At 52.1% G+C, this 22,470-nt stretch carries 18 protein-coding genes; 15 read left to right on the top strand and 3 right to left on the bottom strand.

The genetic code is table 11. From position 1 onward, the window contains the following. The first annotated feature begins 6 nt into the window (after positions 1–6). The 6 genes from OGX96_RS21275 (at position 7) to OGX96_RS21250 (ending at position 4,848) form a co-directional block, all read left to right on the top strand. Positions 7–321: a phage tail assembly protein gene (locus tag OGX96_RS21275; protein WP_286584171.1), complete on the top strand. Its 315-nt coding sequence runs from the start codon at positions 7–9 to the stop codon at positions 319–321. Then, complete coding sequence (locus tag OGX96_RS21270) at positions 318–476, top strand: GpE family phage tail protein (RefSeq protein ID WP_326972750.1); 159 nt, start codon at positions 318–320, stop codon at positions 474–476. The genes OGX96_RS21275 and OGX96_RS21270 overlap by 4 nt, the downstream gene beginning before the upstream one ends. Continuing rightward, positions 466–2,907: a phage tail tape measure protein gene (locus OGX96_RS21265; protein WP_286584170.1), complete on the top strand. Its 2,442-nt coding sequence runs from the start codon at positions 466–468 to the stop codon at positions 2,905–2,907. Before OGX96_RS21270 ends, OGX96_RS21265 begins: the two co-directional genes overlap by 11 nt. 13 nt (positions 2,908–2,920) lie before the next feature. Beyond that, a complete protein-coding gene (locus tag OGX96_RS21260; RefSeq protein WP_286584169.1) occupies positions 2,921–3,385 on the top strand; it encodes a phage tail protein in 465 nt (154 codons plus the stop codon). After that, the gene (locus OGX96_RS21255; protein WP_213757564.1) at positions 3,382–4,551 is read left to right on the top strand and encodes a phage late control D family protein; all 1,170 of its coding nucleotides are present in this window, start codon (positions 3,382–3,384) and stop codon (positions 4,549–4,551) included. The genes OGX96_RS21260 and OGX96_RS21255 overlap by 4 nt, the downstream gene beginning before the upstream one ends. A gap of 75 nt (positions 4,552–4,626) precedes the next feature. Further along, positions 4,627–4,848 carry a DNA-binding transcriptional regulator gene (locus tag OGX96_RS21250; RefSeq protein ID WP_047090157.1) on the top strand — a complete coding sequence of 74 codons (222 nt, stop codon included), beginning with the start codon at positions 4,627–4,629 and terminating at the stop codon, positions 4,846–4,848. Positions 4,849–5,284: 436 nt separating this feature from the next. On the opposite strand, the gene pflB is transcribed toward OGX96_RS21250, so the two are convergent. The 3 genes from pflB to ycaO form a co-directional block, all read right to left on the bottom strand. Then, on the bottom strand, positions 5,285–7,567 hold the full coding sequence (gene pflB, locus OGX96_RS21245; protein ID WP_003035753.1) for a formate C-acetyltransferase: 2,283 nt from the start codon (positions 7,565–7,567) through the stop codon (positions 5,285–5,287). Positions 7,568–7,626: 59 nt separating this feature from the next. After that, positions 7,627–8,484: a formate transporter FocA gene (gene focA, locus OGX96_RS21240; protein WP_003831909.1), complete on the bottom strand. Its 858-nt coding sequence runs from the start codon at positions 8,482–8,484 to the stop codon at positions 7,627–7,629. Positions 8,485–8,888: 404 nt separating this feature from the next. Continuing rightward, positions 8,889–10,649: a 30S ribosomal protein S12 methylthiotransferase accessory factor YcaO gene (gene ycaO / locus OGX96_RS21235; RefSeq protein WP_286584168.1), complete on the bottom strand. Its 1,761-nt coding sequence runs from the start codon at positions 10,647–10,649 to the stop codon at positions 8,889–8,891. 136 nt (positions 10,650–10,785) lie between these two features. Here ycaO and OGX96_RS21230 point away from each other — a divergent pair, with 136 nt between their 5' ends. The 9 genes from OGX96_RS21230 (at position 10,786) to lpxK (ending at position 22,448) form a co-directional block, all read left to right on the top strand. After that, positions 10,786–11,478: a DUF421 domain-containing protein gene (locus OGX96_RS21230; protein ID WP_100272702.1), complete on the top strand. Its 693-nt coding sequence runs from the start codon at positions 10,786–10,788 to the stop codon at positions 11,476–11,478. Between the two features lie 212 nt (positions 11,479–11,690). Next, positions 11,691–12,779, top strand: coding sequence for a 3-phosphoserine/phosphohydroxythreonine transaminase (gene serC, locus OGX96_RS21225; protein ID WP_208744486.1), 1,089 nt, complete (start codon positions 11,691–11,693; stop codon positions 12,777–12,779). A 69-nt stretch (positions 12,780–12,848) separates the two neighbouring features. Then, the gene (aroA, locus tag OGX96_RS21220; RefSeq protein ID WP_003831919.1) at positions 12,849–14,132 is read left to right on the top strand and encodes a 3-phosphoshikimate 1-carboxyvinyltransferase; all 1,284 of its coding nucleotides are present in this window, start codon (positions 12,849–12,851) and stop codon (positions 14,130–14,132) included. A gap of 171 nt (positions 14,133–14,303) precedes the next feature. Continuing rightward, positions 14,304–14,987: a (d)CMP kinase gene (gene cmk, locus OGX96_RS21215; RefSeq protein WP_003831921.1), complete on the top strand. Its 684-nt coding sequence runs from the start codon at positions 14,304–14,306 to the stop codon at positions 14,985–14,987. A gap of 113 nt (positions 14,988–15,100) precedes the next feature. Beyond that, a complete protein-coding gene (gene rpsA, locus OGX96_RS21210; protein WP_003035776.1) occupies positions 15,101–16,774 on the top strand; it encodes a 30S ribosomal protein S1 in 1,674 nt (557 codons plus the stop codon). A 159-nt stretch (positions 16,775–16,933) separates the two neighbouring features. Continuing rightward, positions 16,934–17,218 carry an integration host factor subunit beta gene (gene ihfB, locus OGX96_RS21205; protein ID WP_003035780.1) on the top strand — a complete coding sequence of 95 codons (285 nt, stop codon included), beginning with the start codon at positions 16,934–16,936 and terminating at the stop codon, positions 17,216–17,218. A gap of 206 nt (positions 17,219–17,424) precedes the next feature. Then, entirely contained in the window at positions 17,425–19,689 is a 2,265-nt protein-coding gene (locus tag OGX96_RS21200; protein WP_286584167.1) for a ComEC family protein, read from the top strand. 36 nt (positions 19,690–19,725) lie between these two features. Then, positions 19,726–21,474, top strand: coding sequence for a lipid A ABC transporter ATP-binding protein/permease MsbA (gene msbA, locus OGX96_RS21195; protein WP_048214571.1), 1,749 nt, complete (start codon positions 19,726–19,728; stop codon positions 21,472–21,474). Continuing rightward, positions 21,471–22,448, top strand: a complete 978-nt coding sequence (lpxK, locus tag OGX96_RS21190; RefSeq protein ID WP_032942888.1) for a tetraacyldisaccharide 4'-kinase — start codon at positions 21,471–21,473, stop codon at positions 22,446–22,448. The genes msbA and lpxK overlap by 4 nt, the downstream gene beginning before the upstream one ends. The last annotated feature ends 22 nt before the right edge of the window (positions 22,449–22,470 follow it).

The raw sequence follows: 22,470 nt of genomic DNA, 5'->3' as shown, positions 1-22,470 counted from the left end.
ATACCCATGAAAAATATCAATGAAACTGCCGTTACTGACACTGAAACCGTCAATACGAATGTGGTGATTTTTGACACCCCACTGATGCGCGGTGAGCAGAAAATTGAACAGGTCACGCTGACCAAACCGAATGCCGGAACCCTGCGCGGGGTGTCGCTGGCCTCGCTGGCGAATTCCGACGTTGATGCGCTGATTAAGGTGCTGCCGCGCATGACGTATCCCGCCCTGACTGAGCATGAAGTCACGCGTCTCGATGCGTCTGATCTGATTTCGCTGGCCGGGAAGGTGGTCGGTTTTTTGTCGCCTGCTTCGGGTCGCTGACCTTTCCGAAAAAACTGTCGGTCGATGACCTGATGGCGGATATCGCGGTGATTTTCCACTGGCCGCCATCAGAGTTACATTCCCTGAGCGTGACCGAGCTCCTGACATGGCGCGACAAGGCGCTGCAACGAAGCGGAAACCATCATGAGCAATAACGTCAGAATCGAGGTGCTGCTGAATGCCGTCGACCGGGCAAGCCGACCGCTCAAAGCCATTCAGAACGCCAGTAAATCCCTGTCCGGTGATATCCGCACGTCACAGAAAAGCCTGCGCGAGCTGAATGCGCAGGCATCCCGTATCGACGGATTCCGAAAAGCTAGCGCACAGCTTGCCGTGACCGGTCACGCGCTTGATAAAGCGAAACAGGAAGCCGAAGCACTCGCAACGCAGTTTAAAAACACGGAGCGCCCGACGCGTGCGCAGGCGCAGGTGCTTGAATCCGCGAAGCGTGCCGCCGAAGGGCTGCAGACGAAATACAACAGCCTCACGGAGTCCATAAAGCGCCAGCAGCGCGAGCTCGGTGCGGCGGGGATTAATACCCGTAATCTGGCAAATGATGAGCGGGGGCTTAAATCCCGCATCAGTGAAACCACCGCCCAGCTTAACCGTCAGCGTGAGGCACTGGCGAAAGTCAGCGCACAGCAGGCGAAGTTAAGCCGGGTGAAAGAACGGTATCAGACCGGTAAATCACTGGCCGGTAACGCTGCGGCGGCGGGCGCTGCCGGTGTCGGTATTGCGACGGCGGGAACGATGGCCGGGGTTAAACTGCTGACGCCGGGCTATGAGTTTGCGCAGAAGAACTCAGAGCTGCAGGCGGTGCTCGGTGTCGATAAACAGTCACCCGAAATGCAGGCGCTGCGCAAACAGGCGCGCCAGCTGGGGGACAATACGGCGGCCTCTGCCGATGATGCGGCGGGGGCGCAGATTATTATCGCCAAAAGCGGCGGGGATGCGGCGGCGATTCAGGCGGCGACACCGGTCACGCTGAATATGGCGCTGTCCAACAAGCGCACGATGGAAGAGAACGCCGCGCTGCTGACCGGGATGAAATCAGCGTTTCAGCTTTCAAACGACAAGGTCGCGCATATTGGTGATGTTCTCTCGATGACGATGAACAAAACCGCCGCCGACTTTGACGGGATGAGCGATGCGCTGACCTATGCCGCGCCGGTGGCGAAAAATGCCGGGGTAAGTATCGAGGAAACCGCCGCGATGGTGGGGGCGCTGCACGACTCCAGAATCACCGGCTCGATGGCGGGAACGGGAAGCCGTGCCGTCATGAGTCGCCTGCAGGCACCGACCGGCAAAGCCTACGATGCTATCAAAGAGCTCGGGGTGAAAACCTCCGACAGCAAGGGTAACACCCGCCCGATATTTTCCATCCTGAAAGAAATGCAGCGCAGTTTTGAGAAAAATAATCTCGGGACGGGTCAGCGCGCGGAATACATGAAAACCATTTTCGGGGAGGAAGCCAGCTCGGCGGCCGCTGTGCTGATGACGGCGGCTTCAACCGGCAAGCTCGATAAGCTCACCGCCGCGTTTAAAGCCTCGGACGGCAAGACTGAGGAGCTGGTTAAGGTTATGCAGGATAACCTCGGCGGCGACTTCAAAGAATTTCAGTCAGCCTATGAGGCGGTCGGGACTGACCTGTTTGACCAGCAGGAGGGCTCACTGCGTAAGCTGACGCAGACGGCCACGCAGTATGTGCTCAGACTCGACGGCTGGATCCAGAAAAATAAGGGGCTCGCGACCACCCTCGGCGTGGTGGTCGGGGGGGCGCTGGCGCTGATTGGTGTGATGGGCGGGATTGGCCTTATCGCATGGCCGATGGTGATGGGGATTAATGCCATCATTGCGGCGGCTGGCGTGCTCGGGGTGGTTTTCAGTACGGTCGGCGGCGCGACTGTCACGGCTATTGGCGCAATAAGTCTGCCGGTGCTGGCGGTTGCCGGGGCGGTGGTGGCCGGTGCGCTGCTTATCCGTAAATACTGGGAACCGATTGGCGCATTTTTCTCGGGGGTGGTGGCGGGGCTGAAAGCCACCTTTGCCCCGGTGGGGGCGATGTTTTCCCCGCTTGCACCGGTGTTTGATGCCATTGCGGAAAAGCTGGGCGTTGTCTGCCAGTGGTTTAAAGACCTGCTTGCACCGGTGAAAGCCACGCAGGACACGCTCGACAGTTGCAAAAATGTCGGCGTGGCGTTTGGTCAGGCGCTGGCTGATGCGCTGTTGACGCCGCTCAACCTGTTTAACAGCCTGAGCGGCAGGGTTGACTGGCTGCTGGAGAAACTCGGCGTTATCAAAAAAGAATCGACCGACCTCGACCAGACTGCAGCCAAAGCGGATAAGGTTTCATCGGGTGGCGGGTATATCCCCGCGACAGCGAGTTATGGCGGGTATCAGGTGTATCAGCCGGTCACTGCGCCTGCAGGTCGCTCTTATATCGACCAGAGCAAAAGCGAATACAACATCACCCTGCAGGGTGGCGTTGCGCCGGGTGGAGACCTTGACCGCCAGCTCCGCGACGCCGTCGACAAACTTGACCGTGAAAAGCGTGCGCGTCAGCGATCCAGTATGAGACTCGACTGAGAGAGGGGGCAGAATGTTAATGGTGCTGGGCTTTTTTGTGTTTGAGCGGCGAACCCTGCCGCATCAGTCGATGCAGTATTCGAAGGACTACCGCTGGGTGTCCAATGACCGTATCGGCAAACGACCGGCTTATCAGTTTCTCGGGGAGGGGGAGACCTCGCGCACCCTGTCGGGGACGCTTTACCCTGAAATCACCGGCGGGCGGCTGTCGTTGCAGGCCATCGAGCTGATGGCCGACGAGGGGCGTGCGTGGCCGCTGATTGACGGAACCGGCATGATCCACGGGATGTACGTTATCGATAAAGTGACCCACAACCACACCGAGCTTTTCAGCGACGGCGCAGCGAGAAAAATCGAGTTCACTCTGTCCCTGAAACGCGTCGACGAGTCGCTCGCGGCCATGTATGGCGACCTGAAAACGCAGGCGGATAATCTGGTCACGTCAGCCAGTGAATGGGTGGGAGGGCTGGCAGGATGATAACGGGAATGAATATTCAGGCCGGGGCGCGTGTTGCCCCTGCGTATATGCTCACGCTGGACGGGGCGGATATCACGCAGAATTTCAGCGACCGGCTCATCGGCCTGACCATGACCGACAATCGCGGATTTGAGGCTGACCAGCTCGATATTGCGCTCGATGATACCGACGGGCTGGTCGAGCTGCCACCGCGCGGGGCATCGCTGACGCTGTGGCTGGGCTGGCAGGGATCCGCACTGGTCAACAAGGGGAGTTTCACGGTTGATGAAATCGAGCACCGGGGCGCGCCTGATACGCTGACCATCCGGGGACGTAGTGCAGATTTTCGCGGCTCGCTAAACTCGCGGCGCGAGCAGTCATGGCACGACACCACGCTCGGGGTGATTGTTGAGACCATCGCGCAGCGTAATAAGCTGACGGCCAGTGTTGCTGACGCCCTGAAAGCTATCGCCATTCCCCATATCGACCAGACGCAGGAATCCGACGCGGCGTTTTTGTCCCGACTTGCTGAGCGTAACGGTGCATCCGTGTCGGTGAAAGCCGGGAAATTATTATTCCTTAAAGCCGGTAGTGCGATGACGGCCAGTGGTAAGCCGATCCCTCAAATGACCGTCGAGCGTGGGGATGGCGACCGCCATCAGTTCGCCATTGCAGACCGGGAGGCTTACACCGGCGTGACGGCGAAATGGTTGCATACCAAAGACCCGAAACCACAAAAGCAAAAGGTGAAGCTCAAACGTAAACCCAAAGAGCAGCACCTGCGCGCGCTGCAGCACCCGAAAGCCACCAAAACATCAGCAAAGGCTAAGAAGAAAAAAGAGCAGGAAGCGCGGGAAGGTGAGTATATGGCCGGAGAGTCTGACAACGTTCTTGAACTCACGACCATCTATGCCACAAAGGCGCAGGCCATGCGCGCGGCTCAGGCAAAGTGGGACAAGATACAGAGGGGCGTGGCGGAGTTTTCCATTACGCTTGCCACTGGCCGGGCTGATTTATTTCCCGAAACGCCGGTGGCCGTGAAAGGCTTTAAGCGCGTGATAGACGAGCAGGCATGGATAATCAGCCGTGTGGTGCACAGCCTTAACGGGAGTGGCTTCACGACGGGCTTAGAGCTTGAGGTTAAGGTTTCTGATGTGGAGTATGAGAGCGAAGAAATAGCGCAGTGATTTGTTATATGTATTTGTTTTATAAGGTTAAAATGAGTAAAATTACTGTATTGAAAACGCTCAGAGGTGCTCATCATGTTTCACTGCCCGAAATGCCATTACGCCGCCCACGCCCGCACGAGTCGCTATTTTTCTGACACCACAAAAGAGCGGTATCATCAGTGCACAAACATCAACTGCAGTTGTACTTTTGTCACGACTGAAACCGTTGAGCGTTTCATCGTTTCGCCGGGGGAAGTCGTACCGGCTCCACCGCACCCGACGATGACCGGTCAGCATCAAATGCCCTGGCTGTGAGCCAAAAGAAAAGCCCCGCAGTTGCGGGGCTTTACTTTTGATGTGGTCAATGTGTGGACGTGACCAGAAATAAATCCTTTTATTTCATTTGGTTATCTACTGGAAAATGTCACCAATAACTGACATTGCGGTGTTTCTCCAGGTGTGGCCCATCCGGGGCCAGTGTTAGTGCACAGTTATTAACTGTGTCGAGTCTGTTTTGGCTGCTATCCATACTTTTCGTCTTTCAAGCTGCATCTTTGTTAGCTTCCTTCGCTCACCCCAGTCACGTACTTCTGTACGCTCCAGGGGATTCACTCCGTTGCCGCCTCAATGCAACTCGAAATCCATCGAGTATATAAGTATAGATAGCTGACAAAGCAGGCTATTAAAAAGGCCCCACTTACGTGGAGCCTTTATTGTACGCTTTTTAAAGTACGATTTCAGTCAAAACCAATTACATGGTCTGAGTGAAGGTACGAGTAATAACGTCCTGCTGCTGTTCTTTAGTCAGGGAGTTAAAACGTACTGCGTAGCCAGAAACGCGGATGGTCAGCTGCGGATATTTTTCCGGATGTTCCATCGCATCCAGCAGCATTTCGCGGTTCATGACGTTCACGTTCAGGTGCTGACCACCTTCGATGGACGCTTCGTGGTGGAAGTAACCATCCATCAGACCAGCCAGGTTGGTCTTACGAACTTCGTCGTCTTTACCCAGAGCGTTCGGAACGATAGAGAAGGTGTAAGAAATACCATCTTTAGCGTAAGCAAACGGCAGTTTAGCAACGGAGGTCAGAGAGGCAACAGCACCTTTCTGGTCACGACCGTGCATTGGGTTAGCACCCGGTCCGAACGGCGCGCCAGCACGACGACCATCTGGGGTGTTACCAGTTTTCTTACCATAAACCACGTTAGAGGTGATGGTCAGAACAGACTGAGTCGGGATAGCGTTACGATAAGTAGTCAGTTTCTGAATTTTCTTCATGAAACGTTCTACCAGGTCAACCGCCATGTCATCAACGCGAGAGTCGTTGTTACCAAACTGCGGGTATTCGCCTTCGATTTCGAAGTCGATAGCCAGACCGTCTTCGTCACGAATCGGTTTAACTTTCGCATATTTGATTGCAGACAGGGAGTCAGCAGCAACGGACAGACCAGCGATACCACACGCCATGGTGCGGATAACGTCACGGTCGTGCAGCGCCATCAGAGAGGCTTCGTAGCTGTACTTGTCGTGCATGTAGTGGATAACGTTCAGCGCGGTGACGTACTGTTTAGCCAGCCAATCCATGAAGTGATCCATGCGGTCCATAACTTCGTCGAAGTTCAGAACGTCGCCTTTGATCGGTTCAGATTTAGGACCAACCTGCATTTTCAGTTTTTCATCAACGCCACCGTTGATTGCGTACAGCATGGTTTTCGCCAGGTTTGCACGCGCACCGAAGAACTGCATTTGTTTACCAACAACCATCGGGCTTACGCAGCAAGCGATAGCGTAGTCATCGTTGTTGAAGTCCGGACGCATCAGGTCATCGTTCTCGTACTGCAGAGAAGAGGTGTCGATGGACACTTTAGCGGCGAATTTCTTGAAGTTCAGAGGCAGTTTTTCAGACCACAGAACAGTGATGTTCGGCTCCGGAGAAGGACCCATGGTGTACAGGGTGTTCAGGAAGCGGAAGCTGTTTTTGGTAACCAGAGTACGGCCATCAACGCCCATACCACCGATTGATTCAGTTGCCCAAATCGGGTCACCGGAGAACAGTTCATCATATTCAGGAGTACGCAGGAAGCGAACCATACGCAGTTTCATGACCAGGTGGTCGATCATTTCCTGTGCGTCTTGCTCGGTGATTTTGCCTGCTTTCAGGTCACGTTCGATGTAAGCATCCAGGAAGGTGGATACGCGACCGAAGGACATTGCTGCACCGTTCTGAGATTTAACTGCGGCCAGGTAGCCGAAGTAAGTCCACTGGATAGCTTCCTGAGCGTTGGTAGCCGGACCAGAGATATCGCAGCCATATTTAGCAGCCATTTCTTTGATCTGACCCAGAGCGCGATGCTGTTCAGCGATTTCTTCACGCAGACGGATAGTTGCTTCCAGGTTTACGCCGTTTTCCAGATCGGACTGCAGAGAGACGAACTGAGCGTATTTGTCTTTCATCAGGTAGTCGATACCGTACAGCGCAACGCGACGGTAGTCACCGATGATACGGCCACGGCCATACGCATCTGGCAGACCAGTCAGAACACCGGATTTACGGCAGTTCAGAATGTCTTTGGTGTAAACATCGAATACGCCCTGGTTGTGAGTTTTGCGGTATTCGGTGAAGATTTTTTTCAGCATCGGGTCCAGTTCGCGATTGTACGCTTTGCAGGAACCTTCAACCATTTTGATGCCGCCAAACGGAATGATCGCACGTTTCAGCGGAGCTTCAGTCTGCAGACCAACAATCTTCTCGAGCGCTTTGTTGATGTAGCCAGCGTCGTGAGAAGTGATGGTAGAAGCAACGGAGGTGTCAAAGTCAACAGGCGCGTGAGTGCGGTTTTCCTGTTTAACGCCTTCCATAACGCTGTCCCACAGTGCAGTGGTCGCATCAGTTGCGCCAGCCAGGAAGGACTCGTCACCCTCATACGGAGTGTAGTTTTTCTGAATGAAGTCACGTACGTTTACTTCATTCTGCCAATCACCTTTGGTAAAACCTTCCCAGGCTGTGGCTAACTTTTCATTAAGCTCGGACATGTAACACCTACCTTCTTAAGTGGATTTTTTATTTACTGCGTGTAATGGGCATCAACAGATTAATGATGATCGTTACCACGCAGATAAATGACCCAGTATGTCAACCCGACCAACAAACCGCCGCCGATAATGTTACCGATCGTAACCGGAATCAGGTTATCGGTGATGAAATTCATCACGGTCAGGTGAGAAAAATTCTCCGGAGAAGACCCAACTGCGGTCCAGAATTCCGGGGTGGCGAAATCGCGTATTACAATACCCATAGGGATCATAAACATGTTTGCGATACTGTGCTCAAAACCGCTGGCAACAAACATTGCGACCGGTAATACCATGATAAACGCTTTGTCCATCAGGCTGCGGCCTGAGTAGCTCATCCATACGGCCAGACACACCATCAGGTTAGCCAGGATACCAAGGCTCACTGCCTCAACAAAAGTATGGTGCACTTTGTGGTCGGCTGTTTGCAGAACGTTGAGCCCCCATGCGCCGTTGGCGGTCATATACTCGCCAGAAAGCCACATGAGTAACACAAAGATCAGGGCGCCAATCAGGTTGCCGACATAAACGTTAAGCCAGTTTTTCGCTAACTGACCCCAGGTAATACGACCACTGGCTTTAGCAACGACGATCAGTACGGTTGAAGTGAAGAGGTCTGCACCGCAGACAACACAAAGGATCAGCCCCAGGGAAAAGCAGATACCACCTACTAATTTCGCCATGCCGAAAGGCATAGTACCAGTGCCGGTTGTGGCGGTGATATAGAAAACAAAGGCAATTGAAATGAATACACCGGCAGTAATTGCCAGATAGAACGTCTTAAGCGGATGTTTCGTTGCTTTATAGACGCCTGCTTCTTCGGCAACTTTGGCCATTGCAGCAGGTAGAATAAGATCAAAAGGGTTGTCAGCTTTCACACTAACTCTCTCTTTATTAAGTCGGCGACGAGATACTAACAAAGCATTATAGATGAGAATTTGATATAGATCATATCTCGCCTGGCTTATAGGCCCGTAAGACGCATGGTTTTTATGCGATTACGGTGTAACATGTTGATTATCCATATAAAAATAAATTTTAAAAATTATAAAGTGAGTTGAATTTTTTCTTTCAGCCTCCTATGGGATGGTTAATTAAAATGGAGTAATTGAGATAAAAAACCACATTAATAAGCTAATTTTTTTAATATCAACTACTAATATTTAACCTTGCTTTTACATTTATTTTTTGGTCTGACCAAAATAAAAAACGGGGCGCTTTAAGCGCCCCGTAATATAGCTCAGACAATACATTTAGCCTACTCGAGGCAAGTTGTTTGTCACTATTTTGACCAGTGTGCCGCTTTCGCGCGTTGCAATTTCTCATAGGCTTTCAGCAGAGACTGATGTGCCGGGAATGCGTGCAGATCGCTGTCTACTGGCTGAAGTCCATAAAACGGCGCTTCACCACTCAGTGCCGCACTTGCCGCTTCAACCGCCTCAGCGCCGTACATGCGGACGAATGCGTTCAGATACTGCAGCGGCTGACGGTCTTCTTCCTGAGACAGTAGCAACAATGTTTGCAGGCAGCGATAGTAGTTTGCACGTTCCGCGCTAAAGACGGAGGCGTTAAATTCCATCGTCCATTCGGTCCACACCAGGGCCTGCTCCAGATCGCCACCGGCCAGCGCCAGCATAACTTTAAGCTCGCCAATACGCAGGGTGTACCAACCGTTATCCGCACCGGTCGCCAGACCGAGTAGCTCGCGCACGCGGGTGAAGTCGTCAAAACCTTCTTCATCCAACTGTTCAATCAGATTGAGGTAGTCTTCTTTATCCCACTCACTGCCTGGCAGAGAGAGAATGGTGTCACGCAGATGGGTGCCCATAGCGTTGTTGGCTAACCACAGGTCTTCTGCCGGATAGATGTCAGACATTCCCGGAACAATAATGCGGCACGCGTAAACGCCCAGGTGCTCATAGTCAGCGATATACACTTCTTTATCTTCAGCATTGAAGATGGCCATCAGGGTGGCGAACTCTTCTTCCGTGGTGCCGGAGAAATTCCAGTCAACGAACGGATAGTCGGCATCCTGCTTGAACAGATCCCAGGAGATCAGACCGCTGGAATCGATGAAGTGAGTTTCAAGGTTGGTATGTTCTGCCACTTCCTCATCGTCGAAGGTCGGTGGGGTGAAGACATCAAGATCCTTCAGACCACGGCCCTGCAGCAGTTCAGTCACGGTACGCTCCAGCGCAACGCCGAAATCCGGGTGTGCGCCGAAGGAGGCAAAGCAGGTACCGTTGGCCGGGTTGAACAGGACAACGCAAATCACCGGATACTTGCCGCCCAGCGAGCCATCGTAGGCAAAAATTGGGAAACCTTCCGCTTCCAGTGTGGCGATGGACTCCACCACTGCCGGATAGCGCGCCATCACCTCGGCCGGGATTTCCGGCAGGCTGATGCTTTCGGCGATAATACGGTTCTTCACATGGCGCTCAAAGACTTCAGACAGGCCCTGAACGCGAGCTTCGTTAGGTGTGTTACCCGCAGACATGCCGTTAGAAACATACAGGTTGCCGATAATATTCATCGGAATGTAGACGGTCTGGTTATCAGACTGGCGGGTAAACGGCAGGCCACAGACGCCACGCTCTTCACTACCAGACTGTAGATCGATAAGCATGCTGCCGGCCAGTTCGTTATCTGGATCGTAAAACGCACGCAGACGTGCATCCAGTAAACCTTCTGGAACATCGTCGTCTTCAGTCAGCGGGAACCATTTTTCGTTCGGATAATGCACGAACGGGCCATTGGCGATAGTTTCGCCCAGCCAGAAATCTGCAAAGAAGTAGTTAGTCGACAGACGCTCAAAGTATTCACCCAGCGCAGAAGCCAGCGCCGCTTTTTTTGTCGCACCTTTACCGTTGGTGAAGCACAGCGCGCATTCTTTGTCGCGAATATGTACAGACCAGACGTTAGGGACGGGATTCAACCACGAAGCTTCTTCAATTTGAAAACCAAGGTCGAGTAATTTTTGCTGGAAGCGAGCGATGGAGTCTTCCAGAGCGGCATCTTTGCCGGGAATAAATGTTTGCGTCATGAAAATCACTTTTGTCGTACGGAAAGCGCGCAATGATACGGGTTTTCAATGAACGGCGCTATCGCCGCCGGAGCCCATGCGTAAATAAAAGCATTGGCTATGCTTTCTTACAGCCAATCACGTTTAGAGCATATTAATGAAAGCTTTCGATTTACACCGTATGGCGCTTGATAAGGTGCCCATGGATTTTCTGGGGGAAGTTGCGCTACGCAGCCTTTACACCTTTATATTGGTTTTTCTGTTTTTAAAAATCACCGGACGTCGTGGCGTACGCCAGATGTCGCTTTTTGAAGTCCTTATCATCCTTACGCTGGGTTCCGCCGCGGGAGACGTGGCGTTTTATGACGATGTTCCGATGCTGCCGGTGCTGGTGGTCTTTATTACTCTTGCTGTGCTGTATCGGCTGGTAATGTGGCTAATGGCGCATAGTGAAAAAATGGAGGACCTTCTGGAGGGCAAACCCGTCGTGATCATTGAAGACGGCGAGCTGGCATGGTCAAAGCTCAATAGCGCCAATATGACGGAATTTGAATTCTTTATGGAACTGCGTTTGAACGGCGTGGAGCAATTGGGACAAGTGAAACTGGCTATTCTGGAGACGAATGGGCAGATCAGCGTTTACTTCTTTGCCGATGAAGACGTAAAACCGGGTCTTAGCATTCTGCCTAAACATTGTACGCAGCGATTTAAGGTGGTACCTGAAACAGGCGACTATGCATGCGTACGGTGTAGTGAAGTGGTGCAAATGAAGGCCGGAGATCATCAATTATGTCCGCGCTGTGCAAATCCAGAATGGTCGAAGGCCAGCCGGGCAAAACGGGTTACCTGACAGCAAAAATCTCGGTTTTTACCCGTCAATCCGATAGATTCTGTTGTGTGACCGATGACACATTTTTACCCTTGCCAGTTTTACCCATTGCGGCGCGTGTCACTGAATGATAAAACCGATATCCACAGGAATAACTTATACCAATGTCTGTCACCGGATTATCGTCAATGACAGGATGTTGATTGGACAACAACACAACGTGGTGAGGGGAAATGGCTCAGGTCTTCAATTTTAGTTCAGGTCCGGCAATGTTACCGGCAGAAGTACTTAAACTGGCTCAACAGGATCTTTGTGACTGGAACGGTCTTGGCACGTCAGTGATGGAAATTAGCCACCGTGGCAAAGAATTCATCCAGGTCGCAGAGGAAGCGGAGCAGGATTTTCGCGATCTTCTCAGCATCCCCTCCAACTATAAAGTGTTGTTCTGCCATGGCGGTGGTCGCGGGCAGTTCGCGGGTATCCCGTTAAATATTCTGGGCGATAAAACCACCGCGGATTACGTCGATGCCGGTTATTGGGCCGCCAGCGCAATTAAAGAAGCGAAAAAATACTGCACGCCAAACGTTATTGATGCCAAAGTCACCGTGGACGGCCTGCGTGCTGTTAAGCCGATGAGTGAATGGCAACTTTCTGATAACGCGGCATACCTGCACTATTGCCCGAACGAAACCATCGATGGCATTGCGATCGATGAAACGCCGAATTTTGCCAGCAACGTTGTGGTCACGGCGGATCTGTCCTCTACCATTCTTTCCGCACCGCTTGACGTTAACCGTTATGGCGTAATTTATGCCGGGGCACAGAAAAATATCGGCCCGGCCGGTCTGACGATTGTCATCGTCCGTGAAGATTTGCTGGGTAAAGCTCATGTCTCATGCCCGTCAATCCTCGACTATACCGTGCTGAATGACAACGATTCCATGTTCAATACGCCGCCAACCTTTGCCTGGTATCTGTCTGGCCTGGTCTTTAAATGGCTGAAAAAGCAGGGCGGTGTTAATGCGATGGATAAAATTAACCAGCAAAAAGCGGAATTGCTCTACGGCGTAATCGATAACAGCGATTTCTACCGTAACGATGTGGCGAAATCCAACCGTTCACGCATGAACGTACCGTTCCAGTTGGCTGACAGCGCATTGGATAAACTGTTCCTGGAAGAGTCTTTTGCTGCGGGCCTGCACGCGCTGAAAGGGCATCGTGTAGTCGGCGGTATGCGTGCGTCCATCTACAATGCCATGCCGCTTGAAGGTGTTAAAGCACTGACCGATTTCATGGTCGATTTCGAACGCCGCCGCGGCTAATCTGCTGTACTTTTCATCCCCACAGCCCGTCTGTGGGGTTTTTATGTCTGTTTTTGAGAGTCGAGTTTCATGGAATCCCTGACGTTACAACCCATTGCGCGGGTGGATGGCACCATCAATCTGCCTGGATCCAAAAGTGTTTCTAACCGCGCTTTGCTGCTGGCTGCATTAGCCAATGGCACCACTGTCCTGACCAATCTGCTGGACAGCGATGATGTTCGCCATATGCTCAATGCTCTGAATGCGTTAGGGATTAGCTATACCCTTTCTGCCGATCGTACCCGCTGCGAGATAGTTGGCAATGGCGGTGTGTTGCACGCAGAAGGTGCAGTTGAGCTGTTCCTTGGCAACGCCGGAACCGCAATGCGCCCGCTGGCCGCAGCGCTATGTCTGGGCAGCAATGACATCGTGCTGACGGGCGAACCGCGCATGAAAGAGCGCCCGATTGGCCATCTGGTTGATGCGCTGCGCCAGGGCGGAGCCAAAATTGACTATCTGGAGCAGGAAAACTATCCACCTTTACGTCTGCGCGGTGGCTTTACCGGAGGCCAGGTTGAGGTAGACGGTAGCGTTTCCAGCCAGTTCCTCACTGCGTTGCTGATGACTGCGCCGCTGGCGCCGCAGGATACGACGATCGCAATTAAAGGTGACCTGGTATCCAAACCTTACATTGATATCACACTGAACCTGATGAAAACGTTTGGTGTTGAAATTGAAAATCAAAACTACCAGCGCTTTGTCGTGAAGGGGCAGCAGCAGTATCAGTCACCGGGTGCATATCTGGTTGAAGGTGATGCTTCTTCCGCTTCCTATTTCCTCGCGGCAGGTGCTATTAAAGGCGGTACGGTAAAAGTTACCGGGATTGGCCGCAACAGCATGCAGGGTGATATTCGTTTTGCCGATGTACTGGAGAAAATGGGCGCAACCATTACATGGGGCGACGATTTTATTGCCTGTACTCACGGCGAGTTGAACGCAGTGGATATGGATATGAACCATATTCCTGATGCGGCGATGACCATTGCAACGGCGGCGCTGTTCGCTAAAGGCACCACGACATTACGTAATATCTACAACTGGCGCGTCAAAGAGACCGATCGTCTGTTCGCGATGGCGACGGAGTTACGCAAAGTGGGCGCGGAAGTGGAAGAGGGGCATGACTTTATCCGCATCACCCCGCCTGCAACATTGCAATTTGCGGACATCGCGACCTACAACGATCACCGCATGGCGATGTGTTTCTCGCTGGTGGCGCTGTCTGACACGCCGGTGACCATTCTTGACCCAAAATGTACCGCCAAAACCTTCCCGGATTATTTCGAACAGTTGGCTCGTATTAGTACATCTGCCTGATTTTATTGCCGCACTTTCGGGTGCGGCACATTCTGACATCTTCGATTGCCTATTTATTCTACACTCAGCTTCAATGATTCTGCATTTTTCACACAAAGATAACGATCGTTGGCGTTGGCGCGTATAATGCGCGGCGTTCACGTTAATGTACGCCCTTTTAAGGAGAAAAAGATGACGGCAATTGCCCCGGTTATTACCATTGATGGCCCAAGTGGTGCAGGTAAAGGCACCTTGTGCAAGGCAATGGCGGAAGCATTGCAGTGGCATCTGTTAGATTCAGGCGCGATCTACCGCGTACTGGCGCTCGCAGCGTTACATCACCATGTTGATGTAACATCTGAAGATGCTCTGGTACCGCTTGCCTCACACCTTGATGTGCGTTTTATCTCAACAGACGGCAACCTGGAAGTCATTCTTGAAGGTGAAGATGTCAGCGGTGAAATACGTACTCAGGAAGTAGCGAATGCCGCCTCTCAGGTTGCGGCGTTTCCCCGCGTGCGTGAAGCGTTATTACGTCGTCAACGCGCATTTCGCGAATCCCCAGGTCTGATTGCTGATGGACGTGATATGGGCACCGTGGTGTTCCCGGATGCGCCGGTGAAAATTTTTCTGGACGCCTCCTCGCAAGAACGTGCGCATAGACGTATGCTACAGTTGCAGGAGAAGGGCTTTAGTGTTAACTTTGAACGCCTTTTGGCCGAGATCGAAGAACGCGATTATCGCGATCGTAATCGTGCTGTAGCGCCGCTGGTTCCCGCTGCTGATGCTTTAGTTTTGGATTCAACCCGATTAAGCATTGAGCAAGTGATTGAAAAAGCGTTACAATACGCGCGCCAAAAACTGGCTCTCGCTTAAGTGCGACCGAATTTGCAGTACCCCCGTTGCAATGGATTGACAGCGGGTATGTTAAACAACCCCATCCGGCATGGAGCCAGGTGGACGTTAAATATGAAACCTGAAGATTAAACATGACTGAATCTTTTGCTCAACTGTTTGAAGAATCCTTAAAAGAAATCGAAACCCGTCCGGGTTCCATCGTTCGTGGTGTTGTTGTTGCTATCGACAAAGACGTAGTACTGGTTGACGCTGGTCTGAAATCTGAGTCCGCCATTCCGGCAGAGCAGTTCAAAAACGCCCAGGGCGAGCTGGAAATCCAGGTTGGTGACGAAGTTGACGTTGCTCTGGATGCAGTAGAAGACGGCTTCGGTGAAACCCTGCTGTCCCGTGAAAAAGCTAAACGTCACGAAGCTTGGATCACGCTGGAAAAAGCTTACGAAGAAGCTGCAACCGTTACTGGTGTTATCAATGGCAAAGTCAAGGGTGGCTTCACTGTTGAGCTGAATGGTATTCGCGCGTTCCTGCCGGGTTCCCTGGTAGACGTTCGTCCGGTCCGCGACACGCTGCACCTGGAAGGCAAAGAGCTTGAATTCAAAGTAATCAAGCTGGATCAGAAGCGTAACAACGTTGTTGTTTCCCGTCGTGCCGTTATCGAATCCGAAAACAGCGCAGAACGCGATCAACTGCTGGAAAACCTGCAGGAAGGCATGGAAGTTAAAGGTATCGTTAAGAACCTCACTGACTACGGTGCATTCGTTGATCTGGGTGGCGTTGACGGCCTGCTGCACATCACCGACATGGCATGGAAACGCGTTAAGCATCCGAGCGAAATCGTAAACGTTGGCGACGAAATCACTGTTAAAGTGCTGAAGTTCGACCGCGAGCGTACTCGTGTATCTCTGGGCCTGAAACAGCTGGGCGAAGATCCATGGGTAGCTATCGCTAAGCGTTATCCGGAAGGTACCAAACTGACTGGTCGCGTGACCAACCTGACCGACTACGGCTGCTTCGTTGAAATCGAAGAAGGCGTTGAAGGCCTGGTTCACGTTTCCGAAATGGATTGGACCAACAAAAACATCCACCCGTCCAAAGTTGTTAACGTTGGCGATGTAGTGGAAGTTATGGTTCTGGATATCGACGAAGAACGTCGTCGTATCTCCCTGGGTCTGAAGCAGTGCAAAAACAACCCATGGCAGCAGTTCGCGGAAACCCACAACAAGGGTGACCGTGTTGAAGGTAAAATCAAGTCTATCACTGACTTCGGTATCTTCATCGGCCTGGACGGCGGCATCGACGGCCTGGTTCACCTGTCTGACATCTCCTGGAACGTTGCAGGCGAAGAAGCAGTTCGTGAATACAAAAAAGGCGACGAAATCGCAGCAGTTGTTCTGCAGGTTGACGCAGAGCGTGAGCGTATCTCTCTGGGCGTTAAACAGCTCGCAGAAGATCCGTTCAACAACTGGGTTGCACTGAACAAGAAAGGCGCAATCGTAAACGGTAAAGTCACTGCAGTTGACGCTAAAGGCGCAACCGTAGAACTGGCTGACGGCGTTGAAGGTTACCTGCGCGCTTCTGAAGCTTCACGTGACCGCGTTGAAGATGCAACTCTGGTTCTGAGCGTAGGCGACGACGTTGAAGCTAAATTCACCGGCGTTGATCGTAAGAACCGTGCAATCAGCCTGTCTGTTCGTGCTAAAGACGAAGCTGATGAGAAAGATGCAATCGCAACTGTTAACAAACAGGAAGATGCTAACTTCTCTAACAACGCAATGGCTGAAGCTTTCAAAGCAGCTAAAGGCGAGTAATATCGAGTGCTCTAAATCCTTTGTGCTGTTAACGGCACAAAGGGTGACGAGTAGCTTGACAGATTACAGGATTCGTCCTGTAATCAATGACAAAGGGCGGCTACGGCCGCCCTTAATCAATGCAGCAGCTAATTATGCCTTTAAGGAACCGGAGGAATCATGACCAAGTCAGAATTGATTGAAAGACTTGCAACCCAGCAACCTCATATTCCCGCGAAAGCGGTTGAAGATGCAGTTAAAGAGATGCTGGAACATATGGCCTCGACTCTTGCGCAGGGCGAGCGTATTGAAATCCGCGGTTTCGGCAGCTTCTCTTTGCATTACCGCGCACCACGCACCGGACGTAATCCGAAGACCGGCGATAAAGTGGATCTGGAAGGGAAATACGTTCCGCACTTTAAACCAGGTAAAGAACTGCGCGATCGCGCCAATATTTACGGTTAAGTTTTTAGCGAGACTTAACGCCGAGAAAAGCACCCAAATGGGTGCTTTTTTCATTTCTGTCCACCTATCCTGGAATCCTCATCCCAGTTAATTTGTACGTTACAACCATCACTAAATGTCTGCGGAACTCAGGTCGTATAACGATAAATTGATGCCAGACAACCGTCGAAGAGTACTGCACACTCCCTGTAACAGGGAGGTGATTGATGAAAATAACAACGGTGAGTACCTGCGCATTACTCGGCATTCTCCCACTCATGCTATTACCTATGCTGCCAGGCATGTTGTGTATCGGCATTGTATTTTGTCTGGCATGTCTGCTCTGTTTTCTCCCCTACAAATATATGCGTTCCGCCGGACTAACCCTGCTGTTTTTTCTTTGGGGAATCCTGGCCGCGAAAGAGGCTATGTGGGCCGGTAATACGCTGCCTGCGAAAACCCAGCAAGCCATTGTGCGGATAACCGGAACTGACAATATGACAACGCACTACGGCCAGATCACTCACCTTCAGGGGAAACGAATCTTTCCTGCGCAAGGAATCGTCTTGTACGGGCAGTATTTACCCGGTGATGTTTGTGCGGGTCAGACATGGGCGATGACGTTGAAAGTCCGCGCTGTACACGGTCAATTAAACGAAGGCGGATTTGATAGCCAGCGTTACGCATTGGCGCAGCATCAACCGCTGACGGGACGATTCTTGCAGGCTTCGGTAATCACACCACAATGCGGTTTGCGTTCGCGGTATCTCGCCTCGCTGAAAACGGCACTCACCGACTATCCCTGGCAGCAGGTCATACTGGGTCTGGGAATGGGGGAGCGCTTGTCTGTGTCACAAGAGGTGAAAACGATTATGCGTGATTCCGGCACGGCTCATTTGATGGCTATCTCCGGGCTGCATATTGCGTTTGCTGCATTACTGACCGCAGGATTGATATGTGCTGGACAATTTTTTATGCCAACAAGGTGGATTTGCTGGCAGATGCCATTAGTGGGTGGGATTGTCTGCGCCACATTTTATGCCTGGCTGACGGGGCTGCAACCCCCGGCATTACGAACGGTTGTTGCGCTGCTAGTCTGGGGGGCGCTGAGACTTAGCGGCAGGCAGTGGAGTGGATGGTCGGTCTGGATCTGCTGTCTGGCAGCCATCGTGGTGGTGGATCCTGTTGCTGTTCTTTCGCAAAGCCGATGGTTGTCTGCATCCGCCGTTGCGGCACTGCTGTTCTGGTACCAATGGGTACCGCTCCCGGACTGGCCGCTGTCGCGTGCTGGACGTCAATTTCTGGCGCTGGCTCATCTGCAATTGGGTATTACGCTTCTGCTTTTTCCCGTGCAAATCGCAATGTTTCACGGTTTTAGTCTGACCTCGTTTCTGGCTAATTTGTTTGCCGTCCCTTTGGTCACGTTTGTTTCCGTACCCTTGATATTAGCAGGCATGATCGTGCATTTAGCCGGGACGGTGATGGTTGAATCAAGCCTGTGGTATCTAGCGGATCGTTCTCTGGCGCTGCTATTTTGGGGGCTCAGAAGTCTGCCTCAAGGGTGGATCAATATTGATGAGCGCTGGCAATGGCTGGCATTTTTACCCGGAATGATGATTATCGCATGGCGACTAAATATCTTGCGTACGCTACCGGTGATCTGTTTCTCTGTGCTCCTTTTGCTGAGTGGGCCGCTTTGGCGTGCACCGCGTACTGATGTGTGGCAAGTGCATATGCTGGATGTCGGGCAGGGGCTGGCGATGGTGATCGCGCGAAATGGGAAAGCGCTGCTTTACGATACCGGTCTGGCATGGCCCGAAGGCGATAGCGCACAACAGCTGATTATTCCCTGGTTGCGTTGGCATAATCTGGAGCCAGAAGGAATTATTTTAAGCCATGAGCACATGGATCACCGCGGCGGGTTGCACTCCTTACAACAAGCCTGGCCGTCGCTATGGGTAAGAAGTCCGCTGAGCTGGAAAGGTCATCTCCCGTGTTTTCGCGGAGAGCATTGGCAATGGCAAGGGTTAACCTTCAGTGCGCACTGGCCTGTGCGTGGAAATACAGACCAGGGGAATAACCACTCCTGCGTGGTTAAGGTCGATGACGGATATCAGAGTATTCTGCTGACCGGTGATATCGAATCTCCTGCTGAACAAAAAATGCTAAGTCACTATTGGCAGCACCTACAGTCGACGGTGATGCAGGTTCCACATCATGGCAGCAATACTTCATCATCACTGGCACTCATTCAGCGGGTTGACGGGCAGGTCGCACTCGCCTCTGCATCCCGTTACAACGCCTGGCGTCTGCCGTCCTGGAAAGTGAAGCAACGTTATCGGCAACAAAATTATCAATGGCTGGATACCCCCCATCAGGGACAGATTACGCTGGATTTTTATCAAAAAAACTGGCGCATACGCAGCATGCGGGATCAGATTTTACCTCGTTGGTATCATCAGTGGTTTGGCGTGTCGGAGGATAACGGGTAGAATATGCGGCTATTCTAACAAATGCTGGTTTTTTGAATGCATAACGATAAAGATCTCTCTACGTGGCAGACGTTTCGCCGACTATGGCCAACCATAGCGCCTTTTAAATCGGGTCTGATCGTGGCGGGTATAGCGTTAGTCCTTAACGCGGCCAGCGATACCTTCATGTTATCGCTCCTTAAACCATTACTGGATGATGGTTTTGGTAAAACGGATCGCTCGGTGCTGCTGTGGATGCCGCTGGTGGTCATTGGGCTGATGATAGTTCGTGGCTTAACCAGCTATGTCTCCAGCTACTGTATCTCATGGGTGTCAGGCAAAGTGGTCATGACCATGCGCCGCCGCCTGTTTGGCCATATGATGGGCATGCCCGTCTCCTTTTTTGATAAACAGTCTACAGGGACATTGTTATCGCGTATTACCTATGATTCAGAACAGGTTGCGTCATCGTCTTCCGGCGCGCTGATCACCGTGGTGCGTGAAGGGGCTTCAATTATTGGCCTGTTTATCATGATGTTCTATTACAGCTGGCAGCTGTCACTGATCCTGATTGTACTGGCGCCAATTGTGTCAGTGGCAATCCGTGTGGTTTCCAAGCGCTTTCGTAGCATCAGTAAAAACATGCAAAACACCATGGGTCAGGTTACGACCAGTGCGGAGCAGATGCTGAAAGGCCACAAAGAAGTTCTGATTTTTGGTGGTCAGGAAGTCGAAACCAAGCGCTTTGATAAGGTCAGCAACAAGATGCGTTTGCAGGGTATGAAGATGGTTTCCGCTTCTTCTATCTCCGACCCTATCATCCAACTGATTGCGTCTTTGGCACTGGCCTTCGTGTTATATGCGGCTAGCTTCCCAAGCGTAATGGAAAACCTGACAGCAGGGACAATTACGGTTGTCTTCTCCTCAATGATCGCATTAATGCGTCCGTTGAAATCGCTGACCAACGTCAACGCGCAGTTCCAGCGCGGTATGGCGGCATGCCAGACCTTATTTACGATTCTGGATAGCGAACAGGAGAAAGATGAAGGTAAACGTGTGATCGAGCGTGCTACCGGCGATCTCGAGTTCCGCAACGTGACTTTCACTTATCCGGGACGTGAAGTACCGGCTCTGCGTAACATCAACCTGAATATTCCCGCGGGTAAAACTGTTGCTCTGGTCGGCCGTTCGGGCTCAGGGAAATCCACCATCGCCAGCCTGATTACGCGCTTCTACGATATTGATGAAGGGCAGATTCTGATGGACGGACACGATCTGCGCGAATATACCCTGGCATCACTGCGCGATCAGGTTGCGTTGGTTTCGCAGAATGTGCACTTGTTTAACGATACGGTTGCCAACAACATCGCCTACGCGCGTACCGATATGTACAGCCGTGAGCAGATCGAAAAAGCGGCACAGATGGCCTACGCCATGGATTTCATCAACAAGATGGATAATGGCCTGGATACGGTGATTGGTGAAAACGGCGTCCTGCTTTCCGGCGGACAACGTCAGCGTATCGCTATCGCCCGTGCCTTGTTGCGTGACAGCCCAATTCTGATCCTTGATGAAGCAACATCGGCTCTTGATACTGAATCTGAACGCGCGATTCAGTCTGCGCTGGATGAGCTACAGAAAAACCGTACTTCTCTGGTCATTGCTCACCGTCTTTCAACCATTGAACAAGCCGACGAAATCATCGTGGTGGAGGATGGTCTGATTGTCGAACGCGGAACCCATAGCGAGCTGATTGAGCAGCGCGGGGTGTATGCGCAATTACACAAAATGCAATTTGGTCAATGATCGCACGTATCTGGTCTGGTGAATCGCCGCTGTGGCGATTGTTACTTCCACTCTCCTGGCTGTATGGCCTGGTGAGTGGCGCGATCCGCTTATGCTACAAGTTGGGGCTTAAACGCGCATGGCGCGCGCCAGTCCCGGTAGTGGTGGTCGGAAACCTTACTGCGGGCGGAAACGGTAAAACGCCGGTGGTGATTTGGTTGGTTGAACAACTGCGACAACGCGGGATTCGCGTGGGTGTGGTGTCGCGTGGTTATGGCGGGAAAGCGACTGCTTACCCGCTGTTGCTAACCGCTGATACTACTACCGCAGAAGCGGGCGATGAACCTGTGCTGATCGCCCAACGTACCGGCGTGCCGGTAGCGGTATCCCCGGTAAGATCGGATGCGGTAAAAGCCATTTTGGCCCAACACGACGTGCAGATTATTGTGACGGACGATGGACTACAGCACTATCGTCTGGCGCGAGATGTTGAAATCGTAGTCATTGACGGCGAACGTCGGTTTGGCAACGGCTGGTGGCTTCCCGCTGGTCCAATGCGGGAACGCGCAGGTCGCCTTAAATCGGTGGATGCGACTATTGTTAACGGTGGCGTTGCGCAACCAGGGGAAATCCCTATGCGACTTGAACCGGGGCTGGCCGTTAATTTACGTACAGGTGAACGCCGTGATGTGGCGCAATTGTCCAATATTGTCGCCATGGCGGGCATTGGTCATCCACCGCGTTTTTTTGCCACGCTGAAAGCATGTGGTGCCAGCGTGCAAAAAAGCATTGCGCTGGCAGACCATCAGTCTCTGACCTACAGTGACGTCAGTGCGTTTGTAGACGCCGGGCAAACGCTGGTCATGACGGAAAAAGATGCGGTTAAGTGCCGGGCATTTGCCGATGAAAACTGGTGGTATTTACCTGTTGATGCACATTTGTCAGGCGATCGGCCTGATGTATTGCTGAATAGCTTAATCTCGCTGACTCGCTAACTGATTCACGCTGCGGCAGCGA

It is taken from the genome of Citrobacter sp. Cpo100, assembly GCF_030332595.1.
In the GTDB taxonomy this organism is placed as follows: domain Bacteria; phylum Pseudomonadota; class Gammaproteobacteria; order Enterobacterales; family Enterobacteriaceae; genus Citrobacter; species Citrobacter portucalensis.
This window is presented reverse-complemented; position numbering and strand designations above follow the sequence as displayed.

Bases quoted from the DNA above. Each gene is read 5' to 3' on its own strand.
- OGX96_RS21275 (WP_286584171.1), top strand. From the start codon at position 7: ATGAAAAATATCAATGAAACTGCCGTTACTGACACTGAAACCGTCAAT.
- OGX96_RS21265 (WP_286584170.1), top strand. From the start codon at position 466: ATGAGCAATAACGTCAGAATCGAGGTGCTGCTGAATGCCGTCGACCGG.
- OGX96_RS21260 (WP_286584169.1), top strand. From the start codon at position 2,921: ATGTTAATGGTGCTGGGCTTTTTTGTGTTTGAGCGGCGAACCCTGCCG.
- OGX96_RS21255 (WP_213757564.1), top strand. From the start codon at position 3,382: ATGATAACGGGAATGAATATTCAGGCCGGGGCGCGTGTTGCCCCTGCG.
- OGX96_RS21250 (WP_047090157.1), top strand. From the start codon at position 4,627: ATGTTTCACTGCCCGAAATGCCATTACGCCGCCCACGCCCGCACGAGT.
- pflB (WP_003035753.1), bottom strand. From the start codon at position 7,567: ATGTCCGAGCTTAATGAAAAGTTAGCCACAGCCTGGGAAGGTTTTACC.
- ycaO (WP_286584168.1), bottom strand. From the start codon at position 10,649: ATGACGCAAACATTTATTCCCGGCAAAGATGCCGCTCTGGAAGACTCC.
- OGX96_RS21230 (WP_100272702.1), top strand. From the start codon at position 10,786: ATGAAAGCTTTCGATTTACACCGTATGGCGCTTGATAAGGTGCCCATG.
- serC (WP_208744486.1), top strand. From the start codon at position 11,691: ATGGCTCAGGTCTTCAATTTTAGTTCAGGTCCGGCAATGTTACCGGCA.
- aroA (WP_003831919.1), top strand. From the start codon at position 12,849: ATGGAATCCCTGACGTTACAACCCATTGCGCGGGTGGATGGCACCATC.
- cmk (WP_003831921.1), top strand. From the start codon at position 14,304: ATGACGGCAATTGCCCCGGTTATTACCATTGATGGCCCAAGTGGTGCA.
- rpsA (WP_003035776.1), top strand. From the start codon at position 15,101: ATGACTGAATCTTTTGCTCAACTGTTTGAAGAATCCTTAAAAGAAATC.
- ihfB (WP_003035780.1), top strand. From the start codon at position 16,934: ATGACCAAGTCAGAATTGATTGAAAGACTTGCAACCCAGCAACCTCAT.
- OGX96_RS21200 (WP_286584167.1), top strand. From the start codon at position 17,425: ATGAAAATAACAACGGTGAGTACCTGCGCATTACTCGGCATTCTCCCA.
- msbA (WP_048214571.1), top strand. From the start codon at position 19,726: ATGCATAACGATAAAGATCTCTCTACGTGGCAGACGTTTCGCCGACTA.
- lpxK (WP_032942888.1), top strand. From the start codon at position 21,471: ATGATCGCACGTATCTGGTCTGGTGAATCGCCGCTGTGGCGATTGTTA.